The sequence below is a fragment of the Acinetobacter sp. BEC1-S18-ESBL-01 genome (assembly GCF_014169935.1).
In the GTDB taxonomy this organism is placed as follows: domain Bacteria; phylum Pseudomonadota; class Gammaproteobacteria; order Pseudomonadales; family Moraxellaceae; genus Acinetobacter; species Acinetobacter pittii.
The window spans coordinates 121,953-148,472 of record NZ_AP022302.1 but is presented as its reverse complement, the minus strand read 5'-3'; the positions used below and the strand labels follow the sequence as shown (position 1 = coordinate 148,472).

Sequence of the window (26,520 nt, the reverse complement as noted above, 5' to 3'; positions counted from 1 at the left end):
TTCCACAAAACTGGCATGCACCATGCTTATATATTTATGTATAAAACTCGACTTGGCACGCTCCGTGTTAGCGCAGTTTTAAATGAAAAATCATGTTTTTAACAAGAAATACGGATACCCCATTATGGCAACATTGCACGCTCCAGCTTTTGAACTTCCTGAGATTTTGAATACTAAAACCAATTTGGCAGATGCCCGAATTGGTGCACAAGTCATTGAGTGTTCAGATGATTTCTTTGCAGAAGCAAAGCGTATGCTGCAATTTGATGCACCTATTTTTGTTGAAGATAAATTTGATGATAACGGCAAATGGATGGACGGCTGGGAAACGCGTCGTAAGCGTCACGCAGGTTATGATTGGTGTATCGTGAAGTTAGGCGTAAGTGGAAAAATCACTGCTCTTGATATTGATACCAGCTTTTTTACAGGAAATTATCCTGCCTCTGCATCATTAGAAGCATGTTATGCACCAAATGGGGACCTGACAGGAGCAAAATGGGAAAATGTTTTAGAAAATACTGAACTCGGCCCAAGCCAACATCATATTTTTATGGTCAATAATGATGCACTTTTCACTCATATACGCCTTAACATTTTCCCAGATGGTGGTATTGCCCGTTTACGTGTCTATGGTGATGTTCATATTCAGGTAACTGACAGCGAACAGACTCTCGATTTATTGGCCCTCGAAAATGGTGGCCGCGTAGTTGCGTATAGCGATGCTCACTTTGGACATCCTCGTAATTTGATTAACCCAGGCCGTGGAGTCAACATGGGCGATGGATGGGAAACCAAACGCCGCCGTGCACCGGGTTATGACTGGTGTATTCTTGCGTTGGGTAAAAGCGGAAAAATTGAGAAACTTGAAATTGATACGGCTCATTTTAAAGGAAACTTCCCTGCCCAAGTATCTATTCAGGCGGTTTACCTCGAAAATGCAACCGATGCACAGTTAATTCCTCAAAGTATGTTTTGGTCTTACTTACTAGAAGCCCAACCGATGCAAATGGATCATATTCATGAATATGTGAATGAGATTTTACAGCATGAAAAAATCTCGCATATTCGTATTAACATGATTCCAGACGGTGGTATTAGTCGTGTTCGTTTATGGGGAAAAATTACCAAGTCATGATCATGAAGAATGTTCAAATTCAGCCATTAACCATTGAGAACTTTCAGTCCTTTGGAGAAGTCATTTGTTGCGATGGGCATGACTTTTTTCATATTAACGATGCCCACACTGAGCGCTATCATGCGCTCGTTGAAACTGAAATTGAAGGGGAAGCAAAGGCAGGAATTAGTATTTTCCGTAATATTAAGGCCAGTGTGCTGCCTCTGGAAATTTCAATGCTAGAGCGCCATCCGAAAGGCTCTCAGGCATTTATTCCACTACAGCAACAAAAGTTTTTAATTATTGTTGCACCCGCTTTGGATGAAAATACTCCTGATATTTCAAAGTTATGTGCTTTTATTTCAAACGGACAGCAAAGCATCAATTATCGGGCAGGCACATGGCATCATCCTTTGCTTACCTTTGAAGCACCAAGTGATTTTGCAGTAGTAGATCGAATTGGAGGGGGAGCGAATTGTGATATTTTTCAATTTCCACATGCTATAAAAATTACGACCTAAATTAAAATATACAGATCTGTCTAATTTAATGGTCTAAACCTTAATAGCAGGAATCGTTGTGGTCATTTCTAACAATCTTAGGTTTATATAAAAAAACCCCCGCTAATTGAGCGGGGTTTTTTCATTTTTCTAAACAGTAATATCAGCTAAGTTACCCTTCTGCTCAAGCCACTGCTTACGATCTGCCGAACGCTTTTTCGCAAGCAACTTGTCGAGTAAACCTGCCGTTAAGTGAACATCATCTAGGTCGAGCTGAACTAAACGACGCGTGTTCGGATCCATAGTCGTTTCACGTAATTGAATCGCGTTCATCTCCCCCAACCCTTTGAATCGGGTAATTTGCGGATTTCGATTACCTTTAACATTTTTCAAAATAGCTTCAAGCTCATCATCATCAAGCGCGTAATAGACATCTTTACCAATGTCGATACGGAACAATGGTGGCATTGCCACATACAAATGTCCTTCTTCAACCAATGCTGGGAAGTGTTTAACGAATAAAGCACAAAGCAAAGTCGCAATGTGTAAACCGTCCGAGTCGGCATCGGCCAAAATACAGATTTTGCCATAACGCAGTTCTGATAAATCATCACTGCCTGGGTCTACACCAATCGCAATCGCAATGTCGTGGACCTCTTGAGAAGCCAATACTTCATCTGAAGAAACTTCCCACGTATTTAAGATTTTTCCACGAATTGGCATGATCGCTTGAAAGTTTTTATCGCGCGCCTGCTTGGCACTACCGCCCGCAGAGTCACCCTCAACAATAAAGAGTTCACTTTCTTCACGTGTTTGGCCCACGCAGTCCGCCAGCTTACCCGGTAAAGCCGGGCCAGAAACAATCTTTTTACGCTCAACTTTTTTCGCAGCTTTTAAACGGCGCCCTGCTTTAGAAATTGCCATTTCAGCAAGTTGCATGGCAATTTCAGCATGTTGGTTGAGCCAGAGTGAAAAAGCATCTTTAGCAATATTTAAAACAATATTTGATGCTTCACGACTCGAAAGACGCTCTTTGGTTTGACCTGAAAACTGAGGCTCTTGGAACTTGAGCGACAAGATATAGTTCACACCATCCCAAACATCTTCTGCCGAAAGCTTGAGGTTTCGTGGTAGCAAATTACGTAACTCACAGAACTCGCGCAATGCCTCGGTAACACCTGAACGTAAACCGTTCACATGAGTACCGCCTTGTGCAGTTGGAATTAAGTTGACGTAACTTTCTTGAACCTGCTCGCCGCCTTCTACATTCCAACAAATTGCAAATTCACACGCCGCACGGTCTGCCTGACCACTGCTCACAAAAGCAGGGTTTGGCAAGATTTCGCGGTCTTGCAATTCATCCATCAAATAATCGACGAGGCCATTTTCAAATTGCCATTCGATTTTTTCATCGTTAATTTGATCAATATAAATAATTTTTAAACCAGCCGCTAAAACAGCTTTGGCTTTTAAATTGTGTTTAAGTGCTTTTAAAGCAAATTTTGGACTATCAAAATATTTTGCTTCTGGCCAAAAATGTACCGTTGTACCTGTCGCACGTTTCGGTGCTTTACCTTCTAGCACTGCTAAAGGTGCTACTGGTTCCCCTTGCTCAAAGGCCATCTGGTATAAATTACCCTGACGCTGAACTTCGACCTCAACTCGTGTTGATAAAGCATTTACAACGGAAATCCCCACACCATGCAAACCACCTGAAAACTGGTAGTTATCGGTACTGAATTTACCACCTGCATGGAGCTTAGTCAGAATAATTTCGATACCACTTTGGCCATATTCAGGATGTATATCGACCGGCATACCACGGCCATTATCTTCAACCGACAACGAACCATCTTTATAAACCGTGACACATATTTTGTCGGCATGACCAGCTAATGCTTCATCAACAGCATTATCAATAACTTCTTGGGCTAAATGGTTAGGTCGAGTCGTATCGGTATACATCCCTGGACGACGACGAACAGGGTCTAAACCAGAAAGAACTTCAAGCGATTGAGCCGTATATTGTGTCACGTTGTACGTTTTCCTTATTTGATGGTGTGCGCAAAGAATTCGATCACTAACGGTAATTTTTCTTCAAAATCTTCCATAGCATGATTGCCATGAGCATCCGTCAAAATCAATGAGGATGGCGTTGCAGCACTATAATAGCGTTGTGCTTGACGATAATCCAAAATTTCGTCGCCTTGTTGCAATAAGACGAGTATTTTGTCGGCATTTTCAGGTTGTTTCAGTTCCAGTTGTTGTAACTGCCGTAACTGAACATGGTCAATTGACCATTGATCATTCACCACATAGGGCATACTTTCAACTTGAAATAACTCATCAAACAGCTTCCATGGTTGCATAGCAGGGTTAATCAGTACAGCTGGAACATTATATTTCGCGACAAAATATGTCGCAAAAAACCCGCCAAGGCTACTACCGACTAAGGCTACATCTTGTAAAGACTCTATCAGCTCTGAAACTTGCTCAACCACTAGATCAGGAGATCTATTTAAGTCTGGCAAATGCACATTTATGCCCAATTCGCTACAATACTGCTTAAGGCTCAGCCCTTTAATTGAAAGAGAGCTACTATTAAAGCCATGGAGGTAGATAATATTCATATATTTTCCCTCTAAATTGAGAATAAACTCACATTTTTGTTCTCAGTTTGTATATAAAAACACTATTGTCAGACAAGAAAAACCACTCAACTAACCATTCATCAGTATTTTAAAAACATGTGTTATTTAAACTACTAAGATGGAAACGTTAGCTGCCGTTGATAAAAAGTACAGCTTAAAACGTCGGTTATAACGTATATGGGGAAAAGATATGCCGAGCTTAACACCACTACATGAAACTTATTGTAAATGGGATCGTACGCCACCTAGTCAGGCAGACGTATTAGAAGGTTTAGCTCAACTGTTCAGTACCAGCTTAAATGGTGTACATGAATTAATTCAAGTTATTAATATTGAAGTATTAAAAAATGCTTTTGGTGTGAGTACACAAAATGCTAAAAACTTTCAAAAACGACCATTTGTACAAAAGGCATATCAGTTTTCTTATGGCGCTTTACAAAAATACGGTAGTTGTTTTTTAGCGCCAAGCTTACGTCATATTATTGAAAAATATCCCACACTTCACGAAAAACCGCTCACCCCAAGCCTTCATTTTTTAGTCGGCATTTTGAATGGGATTTTTGGAGATTATCTACTTAAACAGCATAGTCCCCTCGCCTTACCTATGGTGCTATACGATCACTACGGTGCAATACAGCAAGGGGAACTTGCAGGCCGCATAGTGATTTTAGCTCATGGTTTGTGTATGAATCATCTGACTTGGTCAAATGCACACTATGGCGGCATTGGTGAGCGCCTGTTAGCGCAGCGTGACCATAACACCATGTTGTATTTAAATTACAATACAGGCCGACGCATTTCAGCCAATGGGCGCAGTTTTTCAAACTTATTAGAAGATTTGGTACAACGTAATCCAAGGATTACCAGTATTGATATCATTGGCCATAGTATGGGCGGACTAGTATCTCGTAGTGCTTTATTTTATGGCAAACAAAATATGTATCAATGGATTCATATGGTCGAGAACCTTGTCTGTATTGGTTCCCCACACCATGGTGCAGTACTTGAGCGCTTTGGCTTTGCTATACAAGATAAACTTGGGGCATTCCCTTTTGTGGGTTTACTCGGTCAACTGGTTAATATTCGTAGTAATGGTATTTTAGACCTACGCCACGGTAGCGTTCGTGATGATGATTGGGAACATATGGATGCCCGTATTGGGATGATGGATGATAACCGTGCGCCTGCTCCACTGCCTTCACATATTAACACCTTTTTAGTTGCAGGGACCTTAGAATTTGAAAAGGTGCGCAATAAAGCGTTAACAGTAATTGGCGACTACTTAGTGAGTGTAAAAAGCGCGCTAGGCGAACACCCTAATCCACGTTTTCAGCTTAAAGTTCCAGACTCACATAAAGCCGTGTTTTATGGCTTAAATCATTTTGAAATTCAGTATCACTCGAGTGTTGCCGAACAGATCACTCGCTGGTTATATCCTCATGTGAATGATTATGTTCAAGAGGGTATTCAAACTCATATTATTGATATGCCGAACTATAAGCTCGAAGATTTAGAAGGGATTGTAGAGACGTAAAAAAAGCCCAACTTATATTGGGCTTTTTTAATTAATTAGCTTTTGTAGAAGAAAGAAAATATTTTTAAATTTCAACCTTCCAAGCTTTATTGGCAACTAGTTTTCCATTTTTTATATTTAAAACAATGTTGTAAGCTGCTGCACCACCATTATTCAAAGTATTTAAAATAAAAATATTATTATTTAAGTAATATATTTTAAAATCAGCAAGCTCGTTCTTGCCCCCATCGATACCATCTTTAGGGAAAAAATATTGCTCAAGCTCAGTTCTACTAATTTCTATTGTGTTATCTTTTTCTTTAACAATAATTTTATCAAGTTGTAAAAAATTATTGTCAGGTAGACTACCATCTGTGCCAAAAAACTTTTTATCATTAAAATATTTATATTCACTTTTAAAAGTTTTATACAGTTTAGGATCTGAAATAGCTTTTTTTGCATACACTTCTACTATTATATTTTTATCACTATAGATAACCTTTTCTCTAGAATATTGAGATAGTTTAATAGAAGTATAACCACTGAAATTATTTATTCTATTTTTATAGACAAATCCTGTTGCACTATTACTTGCATTAACTAAATAAAAATTATTAGTCTCTTCATCCATCACACAAGAAACAATTTCATTATTATTTAATTTGGATATAACTTTCGAACTTAAACTTGAATTTTCCCTTACATTCACATACCCATCTTTATCTTGAATAAAACCAAAATCAGCATATGAAGCCTCAGTAGATCCGATCATGAAAGAAGTGAAAACTATAAATTTAAGATATTTAGTCATTCGGTATTAACTTTTATTAATAAGAAAATATTTTCAATATTACCAATTACTTATAAGCAGCAAAAAATTATATTAATTTATTACTGCTTATAAAAATATATTTATATTAAAATATTTCTATTTTAAAAAATATGAATACATATCATTATTTTCAATTTTCGAAATAATATTTTTATCACCCTTTCTCTTTTCAATAATATCTTTAATTAAAAAAGGTTTATTTTTATCAGGAATCAAGGAAAAAGAATATTGAATTGGAAACTTCTCATAATTAACTTTTCCAGTTGAAGTAAAATCTTCAGTTACTTTCTGAAAATCATATACTACTTGATAGGACTTATCATTTTTATTATATTTTATAGATGATAATTTTGTAAAATTCATTGAAGCATCATTTAAACTTTTTAATTTAACATTTATTGATAAAAATGATGGATTATATATTCCTAAATTTTTTTTATTAAATATATATATATCACTTTTAAATTTTTTTGAATTATTATTTGACACAGGATTTGCATAACTTTCAATTGAAAAAATAGAAATATTATTATCATTATAAATAATACTAGTACCAATTGCTCCAACATCTGAAATGACAAAAGGAAGCTTATACTGACTTTTTCCTAATAGAATTTTTGGTTGATAGTTTATAAAGTAATAATCCTTTCCTTTTATCTCATTATTATTATTCAAAACTGGATTTAGTAAAACTGTAACTTCGCCATATGGAACAGTAACGATATTTTTTTTCAAATCTACATTTTTGCTGACATCAGTATATATAAAGGAAGAATTTAAAACATTCTGATACCCTAATTTTATATATACAGGCTGATTTGGATTATTTTCTATATTAAACTCAGCATTAGCTACTGTTGAGGCTCCCAATATGAGTGCCAGACATAATTTATACTTAATCATATATTTACCTATTTACTTTAACACCATTTTCAGTTGTCATACAATTATCTAGCCATGGGAATGGATCTAATCTATAAGACATTCCAGATTTACCCATTGATTTCATTATTTCAGAACGCACTTCAAAATGTAAATGGGAACCATCTTCAACTCTAGTCATACTCCCAGCATTACCACTATTACCCGTTTTTCCTAAAACTGTATCAAGAGTCGTTATACTATCTCCTTCCGATACATTTATAGAATTTAAATGTGCATAAATAAAGTAAATTGTGTCTAAATTTTTTGCTAAGACTTTTTTTGAACTAGGTAAATCATTTACATCACATTCTAAAATAATTGTTTTCCCATAACCAGGATATGCGGGTATTACTTTTGCGATAGTTCCCACACAAACGGGATAAATATTAACTCCATTATCAGCTTCTAAATCTACTCCCTGATGAATACCACTAGCCCTATAGCTTGTACGATTAAATCTCGATGCAACTTTTGTTGCTTGTTCTAAATTTTTTTCATTATAGGAGCTAGCATTTGCTTTTAATGGTAATGAGTTATAGCCAAATCTTCTTATTTGACAAATACCATTTAGAGGATTTCTCCATCTATTGAAATTTAATTTTTGTTCGCTGTTAGAGCTTTGCTTTTCTGTTGATGCATTAGTTATATTCTTAGAGGGGAAATTAATTTTAAACTCCTCTTTGTCATTTATTGCATTTATTGAAGCTATAACTTGATCATTAAAAATAACTTCAATTTTATCACCCTTTTTAGCATGTATAATTTCATGACCATTTACGTTTGTTGAGTGAGGTTTTAGCCCGTATTTAGATTTTACAAAATAAGAGATATTAGCTTGTACTTTATTATTTACAAGAGAAGTAATAACAATATTGATATTATCATTTAGCTTTGAATTATCAGTTGTACCCTTTTTTTCAAAATCTCTACTTGGCCGAACTAAAGGTTTACCACCTAAAAAGACAATAATTTCTTCCATTGTTCGAGCATTCTTAAATTTTTTACCGTCCTTTGGACTAAGCGTAAATCGATTAACATTAATTTTTGAATCTGTATATTCAGTACATAACCACCAACGATATGCATCTCTACCATTGCTGAACCTCTCTTTATAATTGAGATAAGTATCGCAATTTGGATTATTTTTTGGACACACTTGTCCTTGTAATTTCGACCATGAAGGATCATTTGTAGCTTCAACTATTTTACCAAATCCTGTTGGACCATCATGATGTGCTACATAGCCAACTTTTGCGAGATCCCCTGGTTCAAGGCTATCAATTTTACTATATATTTTCTTAACAATATTTATATTTGCTCTTGCATATGCGGCAGCAGAATCTACAGAAAATGTAGGGTCAGTCCCAAGTGCTTTTAATTTTGCTTTATCTGTATTCGAAATTAATTTAAGTGCCATGTTCTCTTTAAAATTAGAGATTAATTTTTTCTTAATAACATATTGTTGGAGTAAGGTGTCTTTATAAGTAGAAACTGTACATATCTCATACCAAGTTCCGCTTAAAAACTGGGTCAAACCTACTGCTGATGATGTCGAAGCTTGTGCTTGAGGATTCCATTCTTGGCTACCTTTTTTTGTTCCTGCTTCCGCATTAATTTTTGCAGCCAAGGCTTGTGGCGCTAAATTATATTTTTTTGCCGCGTCGATAATTATTTTTCGATATTTTTCATTATCTGGATGTAAATATAAATTTTCTTCTGAGTACACTGGAGCTACTGTAACCGCAGGTAGCCCTCCTTCTATTCTTGTCTCAGATGCTCCAGATGCTCCAGATGCTCCAGATGCTCCAGATGCTCCAGATGCTCCAGATGCTCCAGATGCTCCAGATGCTCCAGATGCTCCAGATGCTCCAGATGCTCCAGATGCTCCAGATGCTCCAGATGCTCCAGATGCTCCAGATGCTCCAGATGCTCCAGATGCTCCAGATGCTCCAGATGAATGCTGCACTTTCTTACTATTAACTTTCAATTCTTTTTCAATTGTTTTTGTATTCGTTCTAGGTATACCCTCAACTTTATAAGTATTACCTTTTATCATCATTGCACGAGAACTTAGCTTTAGTATTTTTTTACCTAATGGCAATGTTTTATGATGAGCTATAAGCTCAAATTTATTTTTTAATGTATAAAAGCTTATTTTTATTCCTTTCAAAGCGTCTTCAATTTGGATATCTTCTATTACTCCTTTATCATTACTAGTCGCTAAATGACATTTGTCATCATACTCTAGCAATAACTTACCATGGGTAATCGGCTCCCATTTCAAATCATAAATTTTAATCACTAAAGTTGTATCATATTTTTTAACATTCTCTTTTTCTAGATATATCTGTTGTCCGATTTTTAGTAAATTTTTCTTTCTGCCATATAATCCATTAATTTCAATTAATTCATTAAGCTTGATGTGGTATTTATTTGAGATACCCCAAAGAGTATCACCTTTTTTGACTATATGTATATTACTCATCTTATCCCCCTTATTATTTATCAAACGGATTATAATGTTCACCTAAATCTATCTCTTCAACTTCTTCTCCTTCTTCTTCTTCAAACCATGAAACCCAATCATCAAATCCAACTAGAGCTTTATATTCAATATTTTCTTCACTTTCTTCTAATTTAAAGATTGACTTATCAATTTTAGAACCTATTTTAAATTTATAACTATCATTTATTTTTTCGTAGACTTGGATAATTGCATTCTCTATTTTCTCCCCTTCTAAGGATACAAAATGAAATGCTTTAGTGAACGGACCACTACTCGGCAATTCAGGAACTTCATAAGAAACCTTAGCCCCACTCGTAAACAAATGCTGCCCAGCTTTACTTTCAAACTTGCCACCTGTTGTTGAAAATACGCCATCTGCATTAATTTTGAGCTGAGATCCACCCGCTGTTAAAACAATTTCTTTTGGGCTCGTAAGCTCGATTTTTTCTTCCGTAGAAATGAGCTTAATGACCTTTTTAGCAATTGCTTCAATGGCATCGTCTTGTGCTTGTAGTTCGAGCTTTCCTTTTGCTGCATAAGCACGGAAACCCTTTTGAGCGGCAAACAAACTGATTTTGTCTTGTGCATGCCCAACGATATTTTTCTGTGCACTTAAGTTAATTGAGCCACTAGCACTTTCTGCAATATCTTGCGAAGCTTGCAAAATAATATTTTCAGGTGTCGTCAAAGCAATACCATTTGGCGATGCTAATAACATCAAGGCTTGTCTAAAAATTTTGCCTTTTTCTTGCTGTTTAGTATCGGAACTACTTTCTAAACCTTGGGTATAACCTTCCATAAAGCCTTGCAAAGAACTTAATGCTTTAGAAGGTGATACTTCCAATTTACTGCCTTTACTAAACGTTCCACATACACTCATCATGTCAAAGTCTTTAGTCTCGACATTCGCTAAGACTTTTCCGACCTCTTGAATACTTTCAAATGGATTTTTATGAATGCGGTCTTTAATACTGGCAAGTTTTCCTTTAACGATGTCGGCACCATGCTCTTCAACATTTTCAATAAATGCTTTTAAGTTTTCTACCGCATCTTTGGCATCGCTAAAAAAAGAATTAAATTCGTCTACAACGCCTTTTGCATTTCCCCCTAGCGCACCAATATCTTGAATAAAGCCACTACAGTCTTTTAAAGCGTGAATAGGATCATTATTAATGCCTTCTTTAAATAAGTTCACCGTACTATCTAATGCCTGTCCTGTAGTTTTTAGCTCAAGTGACTGGATGAATTTGGGTAAGCGATTAATCACGTTCAAAGCATCAGTCTGTTGCTTTGCTGCAACTTCACTGAGCATTTTCATGCTTTCATAACCTTGTGAAAGTAACGATTGTGCTTGTGCGGCCTCTAGATGGTCTGCAATCGCTTGCTCTTGTGCATAGGTACTAATGAGCATGCCTTTACCTGCACGCACAGCTCCCCAAGCATCTGTTCTTAGCTCGAAGCCTTCTCCACGACCCTGACTCGTCGCTTGTTCTTTCGGATGGCTTAAATTACCCAAATTCAGCTGTGTTGCTGCATGGCTACTTTGTAATTGGGTACTAATCTGCCCCGTTGTGTCATCAAAGCGTAATTGGTTAAAGCCACTACCACTGATTTCCTGACTGCGAATTCCGCTTAGTTTTTTAGTATCAGGAAGCTGCCCTTTCACATCGAACTTGGTTGGTGAGCGCTGCGCTTCATGGATGCGCCCAGTCACAAATGGACGGTCAATATTGCCATCAAAGAAGTCAATGACAACCACTTCACCAATACGTGGTAAGAAGCGTGCTCCATAGCCTTCGCCTGCCCAAGGAGTCAGTACATCTACCCAAGCTGAATCGGTATCATTGTCACTGCTACCCGCGCCACCGTCATGGCCATGATCATCACTACGGGTGAATAGAAAACGCACCTTAATGCGCCCCCATTCATCAACATGAATAGTCTCTCCCTCTGGCCCCACGACTTTGGCTCTTTGCGGGTAAGCAATTGGGCGATGCTGTTCTGGATTATATTCAGGTGCGGTCTTGATCTGACGGCGTATTAGGGTCAGCTCATTACCTTGGCGCTCAATATCATCATAACCATGTTTATCCCAACGACTTTGGGTTAACAACTGGCTAACTTGCTGATGTAAATCTTTTGGTAAGTTATTTTGGTTATAAAAATTTTTAGCAATAATTAAGAACTCTTGATCAGCCCCTTCATGCTGATCAATTTCAGGATGCTCCTGTAGGTTAAACCAATAACCAACTTGGCTATCACGAACACTACTATAGGCCTTAAAGTATTTGGCCTGACTCGCATACATATCCGTAAATTGCTGATTCAATTTCTCTAGCTGATTACTACTTGAAGCAGTGGCCTGATCTTCCCCTTTCAAATCTTGCATCCAAGCAGGACTAAGATGCCATGCTTGTTCAAGACTCAAACTCGCTGAATCAAACTGCTCTGAATGTAGGTGTGTAGTGATAACTGAACCTACACCTTCTTCATGTGCTAGAGCATCAGGTTGCCAACGCTGCACATGTACCGCAGTCGGCTGTAAAGACCGCACCGCAACAAAACCTGTAATGCTATCTTGATATTCTGTTGCACTACTTCTGTGATAGCGAATGCTGCGACGTGCTAAAGCTTGGTACTGGCTATTGTCATCAATGAGTCTTAGTTTTTGAGGTTGTATAGGTGCAGTAAAGTGAGGAACAAAAAGCTCTGCTTCATCAATTAGCCAGCTAACGCCTTCACTTCGCCATAAGCGTGTAAGAAAGTCATAGTCAGACTCATTGTGCTGCATGATAAATGGGCGAATATCATAACTCTGGCTTAACCCACTGAGGTCGAGACTTAAACTTGTCGCAAAAAGTGGACTTCTTTCTTGCCATTCTTTAAATAAAACTTCCGTGACTTCAATAATGCTTTTATTCATAAAAACACGACTATTACGGCGCTTGTGCCATAAGTTTGTCGCGTCTTTTAAGGTGAGTTTATAAAGCGTTAAAGCACCGTCACTCTGGCCATAACTCGCTTCTGTTACAATTCCAGTAGTTCGAAATAATTCTCCAGAATCAGTGACCTGATCAACGGCAACTTGCACACCTATAAACTGCTTCAATGCAATTTGGGCACTCGTTGAAAGGCAGATTAAATCAGCTTCCAATCCCCCATTTAGCTGATGTTGGCCTTCTATACGTTGTAAAAAAACTTGGCTATTAAGTAGTTCATTAGAAAATTGCACATGGACGGCACGTTTCTGCGCACTTAACCCTATTTTTTCCAAAACATTAAAGATATTAAAAAGCATTTTTTATAATCATAAGGATATAAAACGGCTGCACTTTATAAAAAACAGACCTATCTGTCTACATCATTATTCTTTTTTTTAATTTGTTTTCTTATATTTTGACCTATTCCTAAGCAATAAAAAGCCCAACATAGTGTTGGGCTTTTTTAAAGAGCTTTAAACTCTTTTTTTGGTTGTCTTAAATACTGGATAAAAACGGAACAACTGCCATAAACAGACCAGTAATAGTAAGAGGAAATAGACCAATGACCAAACTGGTAAAGATTGACCTAAAAAGGTCCAATCAATTGCTGCACATTCACCTGAACCCGACAATACTTCTTGTAAAACCGTTTTCATTGGTAAGGCATCAATTAAATAGTTTAAACCCGGACCACAGCTTGGTACTTGATCTGGTGGTAAATGTTGCAACCAGACATGACGTCCTGCTACACCCACTGACCATAAAATTGCAATGCCTGCTAAAAATGCATAAAAACGTTTAACCGCATTGGAAACTGGGTTATGCAAAAAGGCTATGAGTGCTACAAGGCCCATTGCCATTAAGCCAACACGTTGAAAAATACAGAGCGGACATGGCTCTAAACCTTTTACATGTTCCAGATACAACGCAAAAGACATGCCGACTATACTTGCTAAAACAAGTAGTCCACTCACCAAACGGTAACTTAATCGCATGTAAAACCTCGTTTTATTATCGATATTGTTCAAGATATTGATCAAAACTGATCTTGGTATCTTGCTCAAGTTTTTCTTGCTGCTGTAAAGATTGCGCAGCCAACTGTTCAAAATGTTTCAAAGTTTCCACACTAAGCTCATGCTGTTCATAACTTTCAGCATGTAACTGAGCCATGTGGCTACCAAAACTCCAAGTTCCACCATGCTTTAACGTATCGTCAATGACATGGGCAGATAAAGTTTCATCAACTTCATCAATTCGTGCTTGCATAACCGCCAAAGCTGAACCATACAAGTCCGTTGCATAGGTCTGATCGAGTAGCTGTGCACAATCTTGCATTTTTGCAATATATAAACGTGCCCAATCTTCGATGTGATACGACCCAGTTAAATCTGTAATGGTTGCGTTTGGCGCTCGACCTCGGTTGACCACCTCTGTCTGATTTTTCTCAACCAAGTCTTGCTCAGGACATAACAAGTCTGGGCTATCACTTAACAGACAATAAAGTGCTAACACTTCAAGAAAGCCTGCTGTCGTTTCATCAACACCAATTGCCGAGTATGGATTTACATCTACTGCACGTAACTCAACATAACCGACGCCTCGATTTTTTAAAGCTTGAGACGGTGTTTCACCTGCTTGAGGCACCTGTTTTGGACGTACTAGACTGTAATATTCATTCTCAATCTGCAAAACATGATCATTAATTTGCAACGGCTCACCAGATGCATCATTTAACCCTAAACGGCTAAATGGTGGGTAAGGAGAATGAACGGCTTTTTGTAAACCATCCAGATAGCCAGACAAATTGTTGTAATGAATACCTAAGCTTTTTTGTGCTGAGTTTTGATAGCCTAATCGTCCCATACGCAAAGCTGTAGCATATGGTAAATAGTATGAACCTTTGATTAAAGGCAACAGATGATGTTTGTGTCCAGTCAAGAAACAACGACATACTGTTGGACTCGCGCCCACCAAGAACATGACCAATGGTGTTAAACGAATAAAATTACGAATAAGGCCAAAATAACGATGGCTACGGTAATCCTGCAAACTTAATGATTTTAATTGTTCGTCAGTTTCATGAGCTTGTAGCTCAGCAAAAAGTGTATCTGGGAAAGATAAGTTGTAATGCACTCCTGAAATGGTCTGCATACGACGACCATATCGAATTCCTAACCCACGGCGATATAGTGTTTTAAAACGGCCAATATTAGAAGTGCCATATTGCGCTAGACGAATCCGTTCTTCATTGTCGTCTAACATACATGGCATAGACAGCGGCCAGAGTTTTTCACCATTTTCTAAATGACGATGTACAACCGCATGAATATCGGTGAGCTCATGCAGAGCTTCTTCAATCGTTGGCTTAGGTGAGGTAATAAACTCCATCAACGCTTCTGAATAATCAGTCGTAATTTTTGGATGTGTTAACGCCGAACCTAGTGCCTTCGGATGTAACTCTTGTGATAAGAACCCATTACTTTGCATACGTAGGCTTTCACGCTCTATTCCACGTAACATGCCTTGTAGTAGCGACGAATCCACCCAAGCAGGAATAACTGATTGAGATGGTGTAGTGGGTTGACTCATGCATTTGCTCGCTTATTAAAGATCACTATATACAAAATCGTGAGATGATACGGTTACTTATATAATCACATCATTCCAGTTTGGCAATTTTTATCACAATCTTGTTATTTAAGACACGAAAGAATTGTGATTTTATTGAAGAATAATTGCTAAAGAGTTGTCAATATCATGAACGAACAAGACATTTTAAACTTCTGGTTTTCTCCTGAACACCGTTCACTTTGGTTTGCAAAAAGTGATGATTTTGACAAAAAAATCCGTGAAAATTTTTCTGATGTTCATCGACAGGCAACTCAAGCAGAACTCTGGTCTTGGCGAAAAACAGCAGAAGGTCGTTTGGCAGAGATTATTGTACTAGACCAGTTTTCTCGCAACATCTATCGTGATCAGCCCCAATCTTTTGCCTATGACAGCTTGGCATTAGCTTTGGCACAAGAAGCAATTAGTTTGCAACTCGATGCACAGCTTAATCCAGAGCAACGCTCTTTTTTATATATGCCGTTTATGCATAGTGAATCAAAATTGATCCATGAATTTGCCTTAAAATTATTTCAACGTCTTGGCAATGAAATTAACTTAAGCTTTGAGAAAAAGCATAAAGTCATTATTGATCGCTTTGGACGCTATCCTCATCGCAATACCATTCTCGGACGTGTTTCTACTCCAGAGGAAACCGAATTTTTATTAGAACCGAACAGTAGTTTTTAAAGCTTCTTAATTTTTAATGCTGAGTCATCTTTGTTTTAATGCTCAGCTGGGAGTTCACCATGAAATATCTCTCTCTTTGTTTAGCCTTAGGCGCTGCCTTAACCTTAACTGCTTGTGCAACGACTCCAAGTAAACCAAAAACCTTTGATCAACTTGGCCAGTTTTCCGCATACCCTTTAAATGCGCAAACGTTTCGTATTAGTTTTCAAGCCGATCCGAATATGAGTTACGGTGCAGCTGAAGAAATCACTTTGGTAAAATCAGCGCAAACGACCGTACAAAAAGGTTTCCGCTTTTTTAAAGTACTGAATGATCCAAGTAACCAAAGTCAGAAACCACCACGTCAGGCTGTGGTTTATCCATCTGCTCCAAGCTTTTATCCTTATGGCTATGGTCGTCGCTATCCGGGTTTCTGGCATGATCCGTTCTATGATTTCCCACAAGTGGTCAATATCGACCCTGTTCAAGTGTCGTATACTATTGAATGTTATCGGGATCAAAAGCAGGCTCCTCAAGACGCTTTTGATGCAACCTTGATCTTGAAATCAATCGGACAAAAATATGGATTGAGTCCGACAGGAGCGCTGTTGCCACCGCCCGAGCCTCCAGTAAAACAAAAATGAATAGGATAAATTTATGAGCATGGCAGAAGAAGTTCACCACGTGCCCAGTCTTAAACGTAGTAAATATTTTGCTACCCTAGCGCTGATCATCGTCGTTGTGCTGTGGATTGCACTGATGGTAGCCGACCGTTTTCTGCCAGAGTACACAGGTTTTATTCATATTTTGATGCTAGGGGCCGAAGCAGGCGTAGTTGGTGGTCTAGCCGATTGGTACGCGATTACAGTTCTGTTTCGGAACCCTTTTGGTAAGTTACCAATTCCTAAGTTTTTACGTGACCATACCGAGATTATTCCGCGTAACAAGGCACGGATTGCAGAGTCGATGGGCCGTTTTGTACAGGAAAATTTTCTTTCACCTCAAGTGGTCGAAAAAAGCTTAGAAAAAACAGACTTAAGCCTCGCAATTGGTCAATGGTTGGCAAGTCCGCAAAACAATACGCAAGTGGTGCAGCTCATTCAGCAAACTGTACCGAAAATTTTTGAATTTGTGAGCCAAGAGCAAATTGCTAATTTCGTGCAAAACAACAGTGTGCAATGGGTACGCAATACCCAAGTCAACAAACTCGCCAGTGAAATGCTACGTGCGGTATTGGAAAATGATTTCCACCAAGATGTTTTACAACGTGGTCTCGATATTGCCCATGAGTGGGTGGTACAAAACCCAGATAAAACCCGTGAATTAACCCGAAAAATGTTTAAAGCACTGGGCGTCTGGTCACTTGCAAGAGGCGCAAGCTGGATTGGTATTGATGTTCAACAACGTACCATCGACTCATTGGTTGAAAAAGTAGAATCGATGCTGGCCGACCATGAACACCCATGGCGACAAGAAATTGAAACGATTGCACATACACTCATGCTAGAGCTAGCGAAACCCGATAGTGTTGCCAGTCAACGCCTTAACAGCGGTAAAGATGCGCTCCTTGATAGTCCTCAAGTTCTAAATTTTATTAGTGGTGCTGTCACCATTTTGTGTGATGCCATTAAAGAAGATTTAATGAAAGAAGACTCTGGCATTGCAATGAACCTGCGAGCTGCGATTCAGCAGTTGGGTGAAAATCTCGTTCAAAATGTAAAAGTACGTGAAGTTCTCAACAAAGAAATGACAGGACTTGCCATGAACTTTACGGATCAATATAGCCATAAAATCATACGCTATGTGAGTGAACGCATTCATGAATGGGATTCACGTGAAATGATCGGGAAAATTGAAAATGAAGTCGGTGGCGACTTGCACATGATCCGAGTAAATGGTGTGGTAGTGGGTGCATTTATTGGTTTGACACTCGGTGTAATTCGGGCAGTGTTTGAGTCAATTTTATAACTTTAAATATTTTTAATAAGAGAACAATATGCTTCAGCTACAGTCAAAATTGGCTACTCAAGGCGTGACTATTTTTAGTACCATGACGGCACTGGCACATCGTCTAGGCGCACTCAACCTGTCACAAGGCTTTCCAGATTTTCCAGCGCCACAAGCCTTACTTGAAGCCTTATCTCAAGCGACTTTAGCTGGACATAATCAGTACCCGCCTGGCGATGGTATTCTCGGTTTACGGGAACAACTCACTTTACAATTTCAGCAGCGTGATCAACTTCAACTTGATCCTGTTACTCAAATCACCATTACCCCCGGCGCAACCATTGCAATTTTTTGTGCCATACAAGCGTGCATCAATGCAGGTGATGAAGTCATTATTTTTGACCCAAGTTATGATAGCTATGGCCCTTCTGTCGAGTTAGCAGGCGGTAAAGCTGTTCATATTGCGTTGCAAGCACCTAACTTTAAGGTGAACTGGCAACAAGTTAAAGATTTGATTAATGACAAAACCCGTATGATTGTGGTGAATACGCCCCATAATCCAACCGGTACGATTTGGGCAAAACAAGACTGGTTAAAACTCATTGAACTGATTCAAGATAAAAATATTTTGGTTTTATCCGATGAAGTCTACGAACACTTAGTTTTTGATGGTCAACAACACTTTAGTGCATTGCACTTTCCAGAGCTCAGAGAGCGTAGTTTTGTGATTGGGTCTTTTGGAAAAACCTTTCATGTGACGGGATGGAAAACGGGTTACTGCGTCGCTTCACCTGAGCTAATGCGTTTATTCCGCCAGATTTATCAATATGCGAATTTCTGTGGCACGACTCCTTGTCAGATTGCGCTAGCGCAATATATGGAGCAACATCCAGAACATATTCAAGAGCTTTCTCAGTTTTACCAAACGAAAAGAGATCGATTTAATCAGGCAATTCACAATAGTCGTTTTTTACTAAAACCTTCTCAAGGTACTTATTTCCAAAACCTTGATTACAGTCAAATTAGACCTGACTTAAACGATGTAGAAATGTGCCAGTTTCTTGCCGAGCAACACAAGATTGTGGCTATTCCAGTTTCGGTTTTCTACCAGCAAGCGCCTGAGTCTTTACGCTTGATTCGATTCTGCTTTGCTAAAAATGATGAGACTCTGCAAAAAGCAGGAGAAATTCTGAATCAATGTTAATAAATTTAGCCACTTAGCACTGTAAAAATACTACAAGTCATTCACTCCAAATATGCTAAGTTGAATATCCGCCCAGCTCAACAAAGAGATGGGCGATGGAGAATACATGCCACCAAGACAGTCCTTAATTCAACAGCAAAATCTATGGAAAACATTTTTTGTTTTCTTGCTACCCTTGATTGCAACCAATATTTTGCAGAACTTGTCGGGAACTATTAACACCATCTTTGTTGGTCAAATGATGGGAGTAGATGCAATTGCGGCAGTTTCTGTATATTTCCCTATCTTATTTTTGCTACTCGCTTTTATTATCGGGATTTCAACGGGTACTACTGTTTTAGTAGGGCAAGCATGGGGTGCGCAAAATATAGAGAAAGTCCAAAGTGTGGTCGGTTCTACCCTGTTTATGACCATCATTGGTGGAATTATTACCGCGATTCTTGGTGTGTTTTTCGCCCATGATATTTTGGAGCTTTTAGGTACAGATCCAAAGGTCATGCATCTTGCTTTGCCTTATGTACAATGGATGTTGGCGGGTAGCCCTCTTCTGTTCGTTTATATTATCTATACCTCAATTTTACGTGGAGTGGGAGACAGTACGACCCCTTTACTGGCCCTCGCTTTAACCAGTGTCATCGGTGTAATTATTACACCAATTCTTCTCAAAGGTTATTTTGGCTTTCCTGCCCTAGGGATTATTGCTCCTGCTATAGCATCAATTATTAGTTATATCGCAATATTAATTTTTCTCGCGATTTATCTTAACAAGAAAAATCATTCGCTTCGGCCGAATCGTCAGCTTCTGCAACATATCCGTCATAATCCAGAACTGAGCAAAATCATTTTACGCTTAGGCGTCCCAACGGGTATTCAAATGATTACGACCTCAATGGCGGGTTTAGTTATTGTTGGGTTGGTTAACCATTATGGTTCACATGCTACAGCAGCGTATGGTGCAGTGAATCAGGTACTCAACTATATTCAGTTTCCATCGATTTCGATCTCCATCGCAGCCTCAATTTTTGCAGCGCAAGCGATTGGTGCGGGTAAATCAGATCTATTAGCGCGAGTAACCCGCACGGCTCTGGGAATGAACTTTTTATTTACAGGTGCCTTAATTGCACTTGGTTATCTATTTTCAAAATATTTAATGGCTTTGTTTATTACTGACCCAACTGTGGTGGTATTAGGTCAACAGCTTTTGTTTATTGTACTTTGGGCAATTTTATTCTTTGGTGCAGGTGCCATTTTTGCATCTATCATGCGTGCGAGCGGCACCGTGACTGTTCCAATGCTGATTAACATCTCTGCCATTTTATTTATTGAAATTCCATGTGCTTACTGGTTTAGCTCAATGTGGGGCCTTAAAGGCATTTGGGTTGCCTATGCCTTGGCATTTGTGAGTTTATGTATTATTCAAGGCTTGTATTATCAATTTATCTGGAAGAAAAAGACGATCAAAGTTCTTATTTAGAACCATCCAAGCCACATAAAAAAAGCCATCATTTGATGGCTTTTTTTAATCTAAATCTTATTTCATCCATTTGGTCACAACGGTTGAAGCGCGTTGATATCCTGTTGGGAACAAACGCTGCAATGCATCAAGAAATTTTGCATCACTACCAATCAATAAACGGCGTTTATTTTTCAAAACGGCATCCAAAATTTGACGAGCCGCTTCTTCTGGTGGGGTACGTAAGAACTTATCAAAGTTTTGAATCGATTTAGCTGGGTCCATACCTAAAGTACTCAAGCTATCACTCATTTTTGCAGCTTTAGCAATATTGGTGCGAATTCCCCCCGGATGTACGCACAAAGAACTCACGCCACTTTTTTCAATATCCAACTCTTGGCGTAACGATTCGGTAAAGCCACGTACAGCAAATTTAGTTGCGTTATAACCAGATTGAGTCGGTTGAGCAGTCAGACCAAATAAGCTCGAGATGTTAATAATGTGCCCATCTTGAGTTTGCTTAATGAACGGTAAAAATTCTTTAGTCCCGTATACGACACCCCAGAAGTTAATCCCAACAATCCACTCTAAATCTTCGTAGGTCGCGCCTTCGACAGTCGAACCTAACGCAACACCAGCATTGTTAAAAATCAGGTTAACAGAGCCGTGATCTTGTACTGTTTCTTGCGCCCACTGCTTTACCGCTTCACGGTCAGACACATCAAGCTTTTTGGTAGTAACAGTAATATTGCTGTACGGCTTTAAAAGCTCGACAGTTTGTTGTAATCCTTTTTCATTAATATCACTCAACGAAAGATGGCAGCCCTGTTTTGCCAAAAGAATTGCTAACTGTTGCCCAATGCCAGAACCCGCGCCCGTAATTGCAGCGACTTTGTTTTTAAAATTTTTCATTGTCCATCCTTTGTTTTTCGATTTGCACAATCGGTTCATTGCATGTGCACTTTAGACACCTTCAATATAATTTTGACAATACACATTGTCAATATAGTACACTGTAATTTCAGATAGAATGGCACAATTCTGCTGAGGGCTTTATCATAGTGAGCATATTTGGCTAAAACCTATAAATTAGGAAACCATTCTTCAGGAAACAATTTATTTATGGCGACTAACGACTCAACCAGTAAAAAGAAAACAAAAAGTGTGAGTAAAGAACGTCAGTTCAAAGGGTTATCTCTATCTGAACGTAAAGAGGCACGCCGTGAAAAGCTGATTGAAGCGGGTATTGCAACCTACGGAACCCTTGGTTTTTTTTCAGTGACGGTAAAAGATGTCTGCCAAGAGGCAAAACTCACCGAACGTTATTTTTATGAATCATTTAAAAAGAGTGAAGATTTATTTCAAACCATCTTTTTAAAAATGATTGAAGAATTACAGCAAAATCTGATGCAAGCCGTGATTAAAGCTGCCCCCGATCCAGAAAAAATGGTTGATGCAGGTTTAAAAGCACTGCTGACGACATTAAAAGATGACCCGAGATTAGCTCGTATTGTCTATGTCGACGCAGTCTTGGTACAAGAATTACATAATCAGGCCACCATTCAAGAAACACTTGCGCAATTTGATCGCATGATTCAAGCCTTTGTTATGCTGACCATGCCGCAAATTCAGCACCATGAAAATGAACTCTCTTTAATCGCAACTGGTTTGAATGGATATGTCACTCAAATTGCAATTCGTTGGGTGATGGGAGGGTTTGAGCAGTCGCTTGAGCAGGTTTTAACTGCATGCCGTATCGTTTTCTTATCTTTATTAGCTCAAGTTTCAAAATAATATTAAAGTTTTTTGACAGCTAAAAATGTGAAAAAATAGCTAAGCAATTAAGGTGATAACCTATTGAATGATTTTAGAAAGTTTGAGGCTGAGATGTCATAATTTGGTCATACCTTTGCCTTAGTTTTGTCACAAATTATTGCTAAATTCATTTTTATAGACTTTTCTGCAATGAAATTGTCATAATTAATCTTTGTAATAAGCCTGTCATAACTACAAAACGGTTCACCGTTAAATCTATAGGATATTGCGTTGTGAAAGATGACTATATTTTAATTGTCGATGATGAGCTTCCTATTCGTGAAATGATCCATACTTCTTTGGACATGGCAGGCTTTCAGTGTTTACAGGCAGAAGATGCCAAACAGGCTCATCAAATTATCGTCGACCAACGTCCGGCGCTTATCTTGCTTGATTGGATGTTACCTGGAGGAGTAAGTGGTGTCGATTTATGTCGCCGCTTAAAACGCGATGAGAACCTAGCAGAAATTCCAGTGATTATGCTGACCGCTCGCGGAGAAGAAGACCACAAAGTACAAGGTCTTGACGCAGGTGCAGATGACTACATGACTAAGCCTTTCTCTACACGTGAACTGGTTTCACGTATTAAGGCAGTTCTGCGTCGTGCTAATGCATTAAGTGGCGAAAAAACAATTGATGCCAATGGTTTAATTCTTGATCCTGTAAGCCAACGTGTTAGCTTTGGCAACAGCATTTTAGATATGGGCCCAACTGAATATCGCTTACTTGCGTTTTTTATGACCCATCCAGAACGTGCATATACGCGTGCCCAGTTGCTCGATCAGGTATGGGGCGGTAATGTATATATTGAAGACCGCACTATCGATGTGCATATCCGTCGTTTACGTAAAGTGTTAGAACCTTTTGGTGTTGACCGATTTGTTCAGACTGTACGTGGAACTGGCTACCGTTTCTCAACACGTGCAGATTTAGCCGCAGGTTAACCAAGATTTATGTATGAACCCTACCCCGTCCCTGAACAGGTACGTGAACAAAAGCTTTCTCGCTACAGTAGTTTATGGACGTTTGCCAAACAAGATTTACGGCTTTTATTATTTTTTCTAATTATTGCCGGTTTAGTCGGTTTCGGTATTGGGTATTTCTGGAGCTGTATTTTTATCGCCTTCGTGGTGTTTTTTACACTCCAGTTGCGTTCTTTATATCTGGTCAATGACTGGATTGCGAATAAACCTTATGACGTTCCTCCAAACCTTAACGGGATTTGGGGGGCATTATTATTTAATGTTTACCGTGCTCAGCGTCAGGAACGAATTGTTCAGGCCGAAATGGTCGGTTTAATTGACCGAGCTCAGTCTTCATTAGTTGCTCTTGCTGAAGCGGTTGTACTCATTGATGACCAACATCAAATCGAGTGGTGGAACCCTGCTGCGGAACGTTTGTTAGGAATCAGTCCTCTTGATCGTGGTCGTAACTTATTAACGATTTTACGTCAGCCAACCTTTATTGAATATTTTAACAATATTGATCAGGCACCCGACGGGATTAAGCTTCACTCAAATTTTGATGATGACCGTTATGTACAGGTTAAGCTCACTCGCTTTGGTGGAGAAAGTCGTTTATTAGTAGCTTACGACGTGACTCGTATGCATAACCTTGAACAAATGCGTAAAGACTTTGTCGATAATATTTCGCATGAGCTTCGTACGCCATTAACGGTGCTCAGTGGTTATATCGAGACATTTACCGATCAGGAAGATATTAGCCCACGCTGGAAACGTGCATTTGATCAGATGCAATCACAAACCAAGCGTATGAATGCTTTGGTCAATGATTTACTGTTGTTATCAAATTTAGAAAATAATAAGAAAATCGCAAAAAACCAGATTATTGAAATGCCGAGTTTAATGAATCAATTGTTTGATGATGCTCAGGCCTACAATGCCGATTATGGACACACGCTCAATTTACACATTGATAGCCACTGTGACCTGATTGGTTCTGACATGGAAATTGCCAGCGCATTTAGTAATTTAATTACCAATGCCATCAAGTACACACCAAAAGGTGGAACCATTACCATTGGCTGGCATGATGATGGCGAACATGCTTACTTTAGTGTGCAAGACACAGGCATCGGAATTAACCCTAAACATTTGCCACGACTGACCGAACGCTTCTATCGTGTGGACAGCGATCGTAGTCGTCAAACAGGTGGTACAGGTTTAGGCTTAGCAATTGTAAAACACGTGCTTATGCAACACGGCGCTTATTTAGATGTTCAGTCCAAAGAAAACGAGGGATCAACATTTACCGCAGTTTTTCCAAAAGAAAGACTATATAACATGACCTAAATTTGCCCCTCTCACATTTAAAAAGCCGACTCATGAAAAGTCGGCTTTTTTGTATTATTTAAACCAATTTACTTAGAATTCGAGCAATACGATTTTGTCTGATTTTTCTCGATGACATTTAAAAAACTAGTGGCAAAAGTATTACTTTGACGCAGTGCATCACGGTGATCTCCACCATTAATCGTTTGATAAATAGTTGGTTTTTTTAATTTACATAGTTGCTGATAATAAGCAGATGTCCCTCTAGGGTCGACTAAATGATCTTTAGAGCCTTGAACAATCATTAATGGCACGGTCGGCACCATATTTTCAATAGATTGCTGTTTTAGATAAGTCAAAAGAGGTTTTAAGTCAGCATTAGAACGAAATATGCTCGAAGGCGATTTTTTCAAATCAGATTGAAGTTCAGATAAACAACGGCTACGTGCTTGAGTTAGCACCGCATTCATTTCTGGACTTACCAGCTTTTCAGGAATGATGCTTGGATCTGCTGCTTGCGCACCCAATAATACAATCGGGAAGAAAGCTGCCACACTTGGTTCTGGGTTTGGATTACTCTGCACATATTCTGCGATGCCTTCATATTGATAGCCGCCTGGCGCAAGAGCGATTGCCCCTTTTAAATCTAATTCGGGAGCATCTTTTTGACCATAGGCAGACACTGCAATTGCCGCAGCCCCGCCTTGACTATGCCCCATCACCAACCACTGTTTATTAAAATTCTTAGGCTTAAGCATATGTAATGCCCGCACTGCATCGACCACCGTATGCAGCTGGCTCTTTGCATTCATATAGGGATGTGCGCCTAAAGTACCCAGACCTTGATAATCAGGTGCTACTACTGCATAGCCTCGTGCAAGCCAACCATCTAACGCTTTTGAAGCAACTTCTTGATATGAATGAACTGGCCCACCCACATAGTCGCCCGAAGGTGCACAAGTATCAGCAACTCCTGTCGTACCATGTGCCCAAGCCAGTATCGGCCAGCCATTTTTTGGTGGCGTTCCTTTTGGTAATAAAATAAAAGCCGATGCAACAATAGGTTCGCCCTGAATACCTCGACTACGATAATTGACCAACAAACGCTGATCGGCATGAGGAAATAAATCCGTCACATCTTGCTGTTCTAGCGACAATATTGAACCCGGTTTTTCGCTCACAATTTGCTTACCCAAATCTGCAATTGGAGCAGCCATAGCAGAACCAGATGCCAAACAAATACTGCTGAATAAAATTTTTAAAAAAGAATTACTTTTTCTAATCAAGGGATTACTCCTCTATTATTTACATTACATCTATTTAAATAATTAATTTATAAAATATAAATTACCACAGAATCTTCTATATTTATATTCAACTCAAAATAATTTACATTTATATAGTCTCTTAAAATCTCATTAAAATATATTTTAAAGAAATGTATTATAAATATCGTTTCAAAAATTAATCCAATTTCAATAATAAAAAATATATGCTGATATTTTCTTAATTA

General features: G+C 38.7%; 21 protein-coding genes. 11 read left to right on the top strand and 10 right to left on the bottom strand.

Translation table 11 applies throughout. The features are described from left to right. Window positions 1–124: 124 nt before the first annotated feature. Both alc and H7R46_RS00675 read left to right on the top strand, forming a co-directional pair. The gene (alc, locus tag H7R46_RS00680) at window positions 125–1,135 is read left to right on the top strand and encodes an allantoicase (RefSeq protein WP_005066758.1); all 1,011 of its coding nucleotides are present in this window, start codon (window positions 125–127) and stop codon (window positions 1,133–1,135) included. Further along, a complete protein-coding gene (locus H7R46_RS00675) occupies window positions 1,132–1,635 on the top strand; it encodes an ureidoglycolate lyase (RefSeq protein WP_005066756.1) in 504 nt (167 codons plus the stop codon). Before alc ends, H7R46_RS00675 begins: the two co-directional genes overlap by 4 nt. Before the next feature lie 129 nt (window positions 1,636–1,764). Here H7R46_RS00675 and parE read toward each other — a convergent pair whose 3' ends face one another. Together parE and H7R46_RS00665 are read right to left on the bottom strand one after the other, a co-directional pair. Continuing rightward, complete coding sequence (parE, locus tag H7R46_RS00670; protein ID WP_005066754.1) at window positions 1,765–3,648, bottom strand: DNA topoisomerase IV subunit B; 1,884 nt, start codon at window positions 3,646–3,648, stop codon at window positions 1,765–1,767. A gap of 14 nt (window positions 3,649–3,662) precedes the next feature. Continuing rightward, the gene (locus tag H7R46_RS00665) at window positions 3,663–4,244 is read right to left on the bottom strand and encodes a YqiA/YcfP family alpha/beta fold hydrolase (protein WP_005066751.1); all 582 of its coding nucleotides are present in this window, start codon (window positions 4,242–4,244) and stop codon (window positions 3,663–3,665) included. Between the two features lie 211 nt (window positions 4,245–4,455). Here H7R46_RS00665 and H7R46_RS00660 point away from each other — a divergent pair, with 211 nt between their 5' ends. Beyond that, window positions 4,456–5,799, top strand: a complete 1,344-nt coding sequence (locus H7R46_RS00660; RefSeq protein WP_005066749.1) for a hypothetical protein — start codon at window positions 4,456–4,458, stop codon at window positions 5,797–5,799. 64 nt (window positions 5,800–5,863) lie between these two features. Here H7R46_RS00660 and H7R46_RS00655 read toward each other — a convergent pair whose 3' ends face one another. The 6 genes from H7R46_RS00655 to gshA form a co-directional block, all read right to left on the bottom strand. Next, the gene (locus H7R46_RS00655) at window positions 5,864–6,589 is read right to left on the bottom strand and encodes an SH3 domain-containing protein (RefSeq protein WP_005066746.1); all 726 of its coding nucleotides are present in this window, start codon (window positions 6,587–6,589) and stop codon (window positions 5,864–5,866) included. Between the two features lie 117 nt (window positions 6,590–6,706). After that, the gene (locus H7R46_RS00650; protein WP_005066744.1) at window positions 6,707–7,513 is read right to left on the bottom strand and encodes a hypothetical protein; all 807 of its coding nucleotides are present in this window, start codon (window positions 7,511–7,513) and stop codon (window positions 6,707–6,709) included. A gap of 4 nt (window positions 7,514–7,517) precedes the next feature. Beyond that, window positions 7,518–10,019, bottom strand: a complete 2,502-nt coding sequence (locus H7R46_RS00645) for a peptidoglycan DD-metalloendopeptidase family protein (protein WP_182924235.1) — start codon at window positions 10,017–10,019, stop codon at window positions 7,518–7,520. A gap of 13 nt (window positions 10,020–10,032) precedes the next feature. Continuing rightward, a complete protein-coding gene (locus H7R46_RS00640) occupies window positions 10,033–13,338 on the bottom strand; it encodes a type VI secretion system Vgr family protein (RefSeq protein WP_032013087.1) in 3,306 nt (1,101 codons plus the stop codon). 156 nt (window positions 13,339–13,494) lie between these two features. Then, window positions 13,495–14,016: a disulfide bond formation protein B gene (locus tag H7R46_RS00635; RefSeq protein ID WP_005066730.1), complete on the bottom strand. Its 522-nt coding sequence runs from the start codon at window positions 14,014–14,016 to the stop codon at window positions 13,495–13,497. 16 nt (window positions 14,017–14,032) lie between these two features. Then, window positions 14,033–15,610 carry a glutamate--cysteine ligase gene (gshA, locus tag H7R46_RS00630; protein ID WP_005066727.1) on the bottom strand — a complete coding sequence of 526 codons (1,578 nt, stop codon included), beginning with the start codon at window positions 15,608–15,610 and terminating at the stop codon, window positions 14,033–14,035. Window positions 15,611–15,778: 168 nt separating this feature from the next. On the opposite strand from gshA, the gene H7R46_RS00625 reads away from it, so the two are divergent. The 5 genes from H7R46_RS00625 (at window position 15,779) to H7R46_RS00605 (ending at window position 20,922) form a co-directional block, all read left to right on the top strand. Continuing rightward, window positions 15,779–16,318 carry a DUF924 family protein gene (locus tag H7R46_RS00625; RefSeq protein WP_002121850.1) on the top strand — a complete coding sequence of 180 codons (540 nt, stop codon included), beginning with the start codon at window positions 15,779–15,781 and terminating at the stop codon, window positions 16,316–16,318. Between the two features lie 59 nt (window positions 16,319–16,377). Beyond that, window positions 16,378–16,941, top strand: coding sequence for a CC0125/CC1285 family lipoprotein (locus H7R46_RS00620; protein WP_005066722.1), 564 nt, complete (start codon window positions 16,378–16,380; stop codon window positions 16,939–16,941). Between the two features lie 13 nt (window positions 16,942–16,954). Beyond that, entirely contained in the window at window positions 16,955–18,265 is a 1,311-nt protein-coding gene (locus tag H7R46_RS00615) for a DUF445 domain-containing protein (protein ID WP_005066720.1), read from the top strand. Window positions 18,266–18,293: 28 nt separating this feature from the next. Next, window positions 18,294–19,448, top strand: coding sequence for a pyridoxal phosphate-dependent aminotransferase (locus tag H7R46_RS00610; RefSeq protein WP_005066718.1), 1,155 nt, complete (start codon window positions 18,294–18,296; stop codon window positions 19,446–19,448). Between the two features lie 106 nt (window positions 19,449–19,554). Further along, a complete protein-coding gene (locus H7R46_RS00605; protein WP_197976151.1) occupies window positions 19,555–20,922 on the top strand; it encodes an MATE family efflux transporter in 1,368 nt (455 codons plus the stop codon). A gap of 57 nt (window positions 20,923–20,979) precedes the next feature. On the opposite strand, the gene H7R46_RS00600 is transcribed toward H7R46_RS00605, so the two are convergent. Then, window positions 20,980–21,813 carry an SDR family NAD(P)-dependent oxidoreductase gene (locus H7R46_RS00600; RefSeq protein WP_002121857.1) on the bottom strand — a complete coding sequence of 278 codons (834 nt, stop codon included), beginning with the start codon at window positions 21,811–21,813 and terminating at the stop codon, window positions 20,980–20,982. Window positions 21,814–22,023: 210 nt separating this feature from the next. Here H7R46_RS00600 and H7R46_RS00595 point away from each other — a divergent pair, with 210 nt between their 5' ends. The 3 genes from H7R46_RS00595 (at window position 22,024) to phoR (ending at window position 25,028) form a co-directional block, all read left to right on the top strand. Beyond that, window positions 22,024–22,695, top strand: coding sequence for a TetR/AcrR family transcriptional regulator (locus H7R46_RS00595; protein ID WP_005066712.1), 672 nt, complete (start codon window positions 22,024–22,026; stop codon window positions 22,693–22,695). Between the two features lie 254 nt (window positions 22,696–22,949). Continuing rightward, window positions 22,950–23,660, top strand: coding sequence for a phosphate regulon transcriptional regulator PhoB (gene phoB / locus H7R46_RS00590; protein WP_000650776.1), 711 nt, complete (start codon window positions 22,950–22,952; stop codon window positions 23,658–23,660). Window positions 23,661–23,669: 9 nt separating this feature from the next. Continuing rightward, window positions 23,670–25,028, top strand: coding sequence for a phosphate regulon sensor histidine kinase PhoR (gene phoR / locus H7R46_RS00585; protein ID WP_002121907.1), 1,359 nt, complete (start codon window positions 23,670–23,672; stop codon window positions 25,026–25,028). A gap of 68 nt (window positions 25,029–25,096) precedes the next feature. Here the strand turns inward: phoR and H7R46_RS00580 are convergent, their stop codons facing one another. After that, entirely contained in the window at window positions 25,097–26,293 is a 1,197-nt protein-coding gene (locus H7R46_RS00580; RefSeq protein WP_198768975.1) for an alpha/beta fold hydrolase, read from the bottom strand. Window positions 26,294–26,520 lie beyond the last annotated feature (227 nt).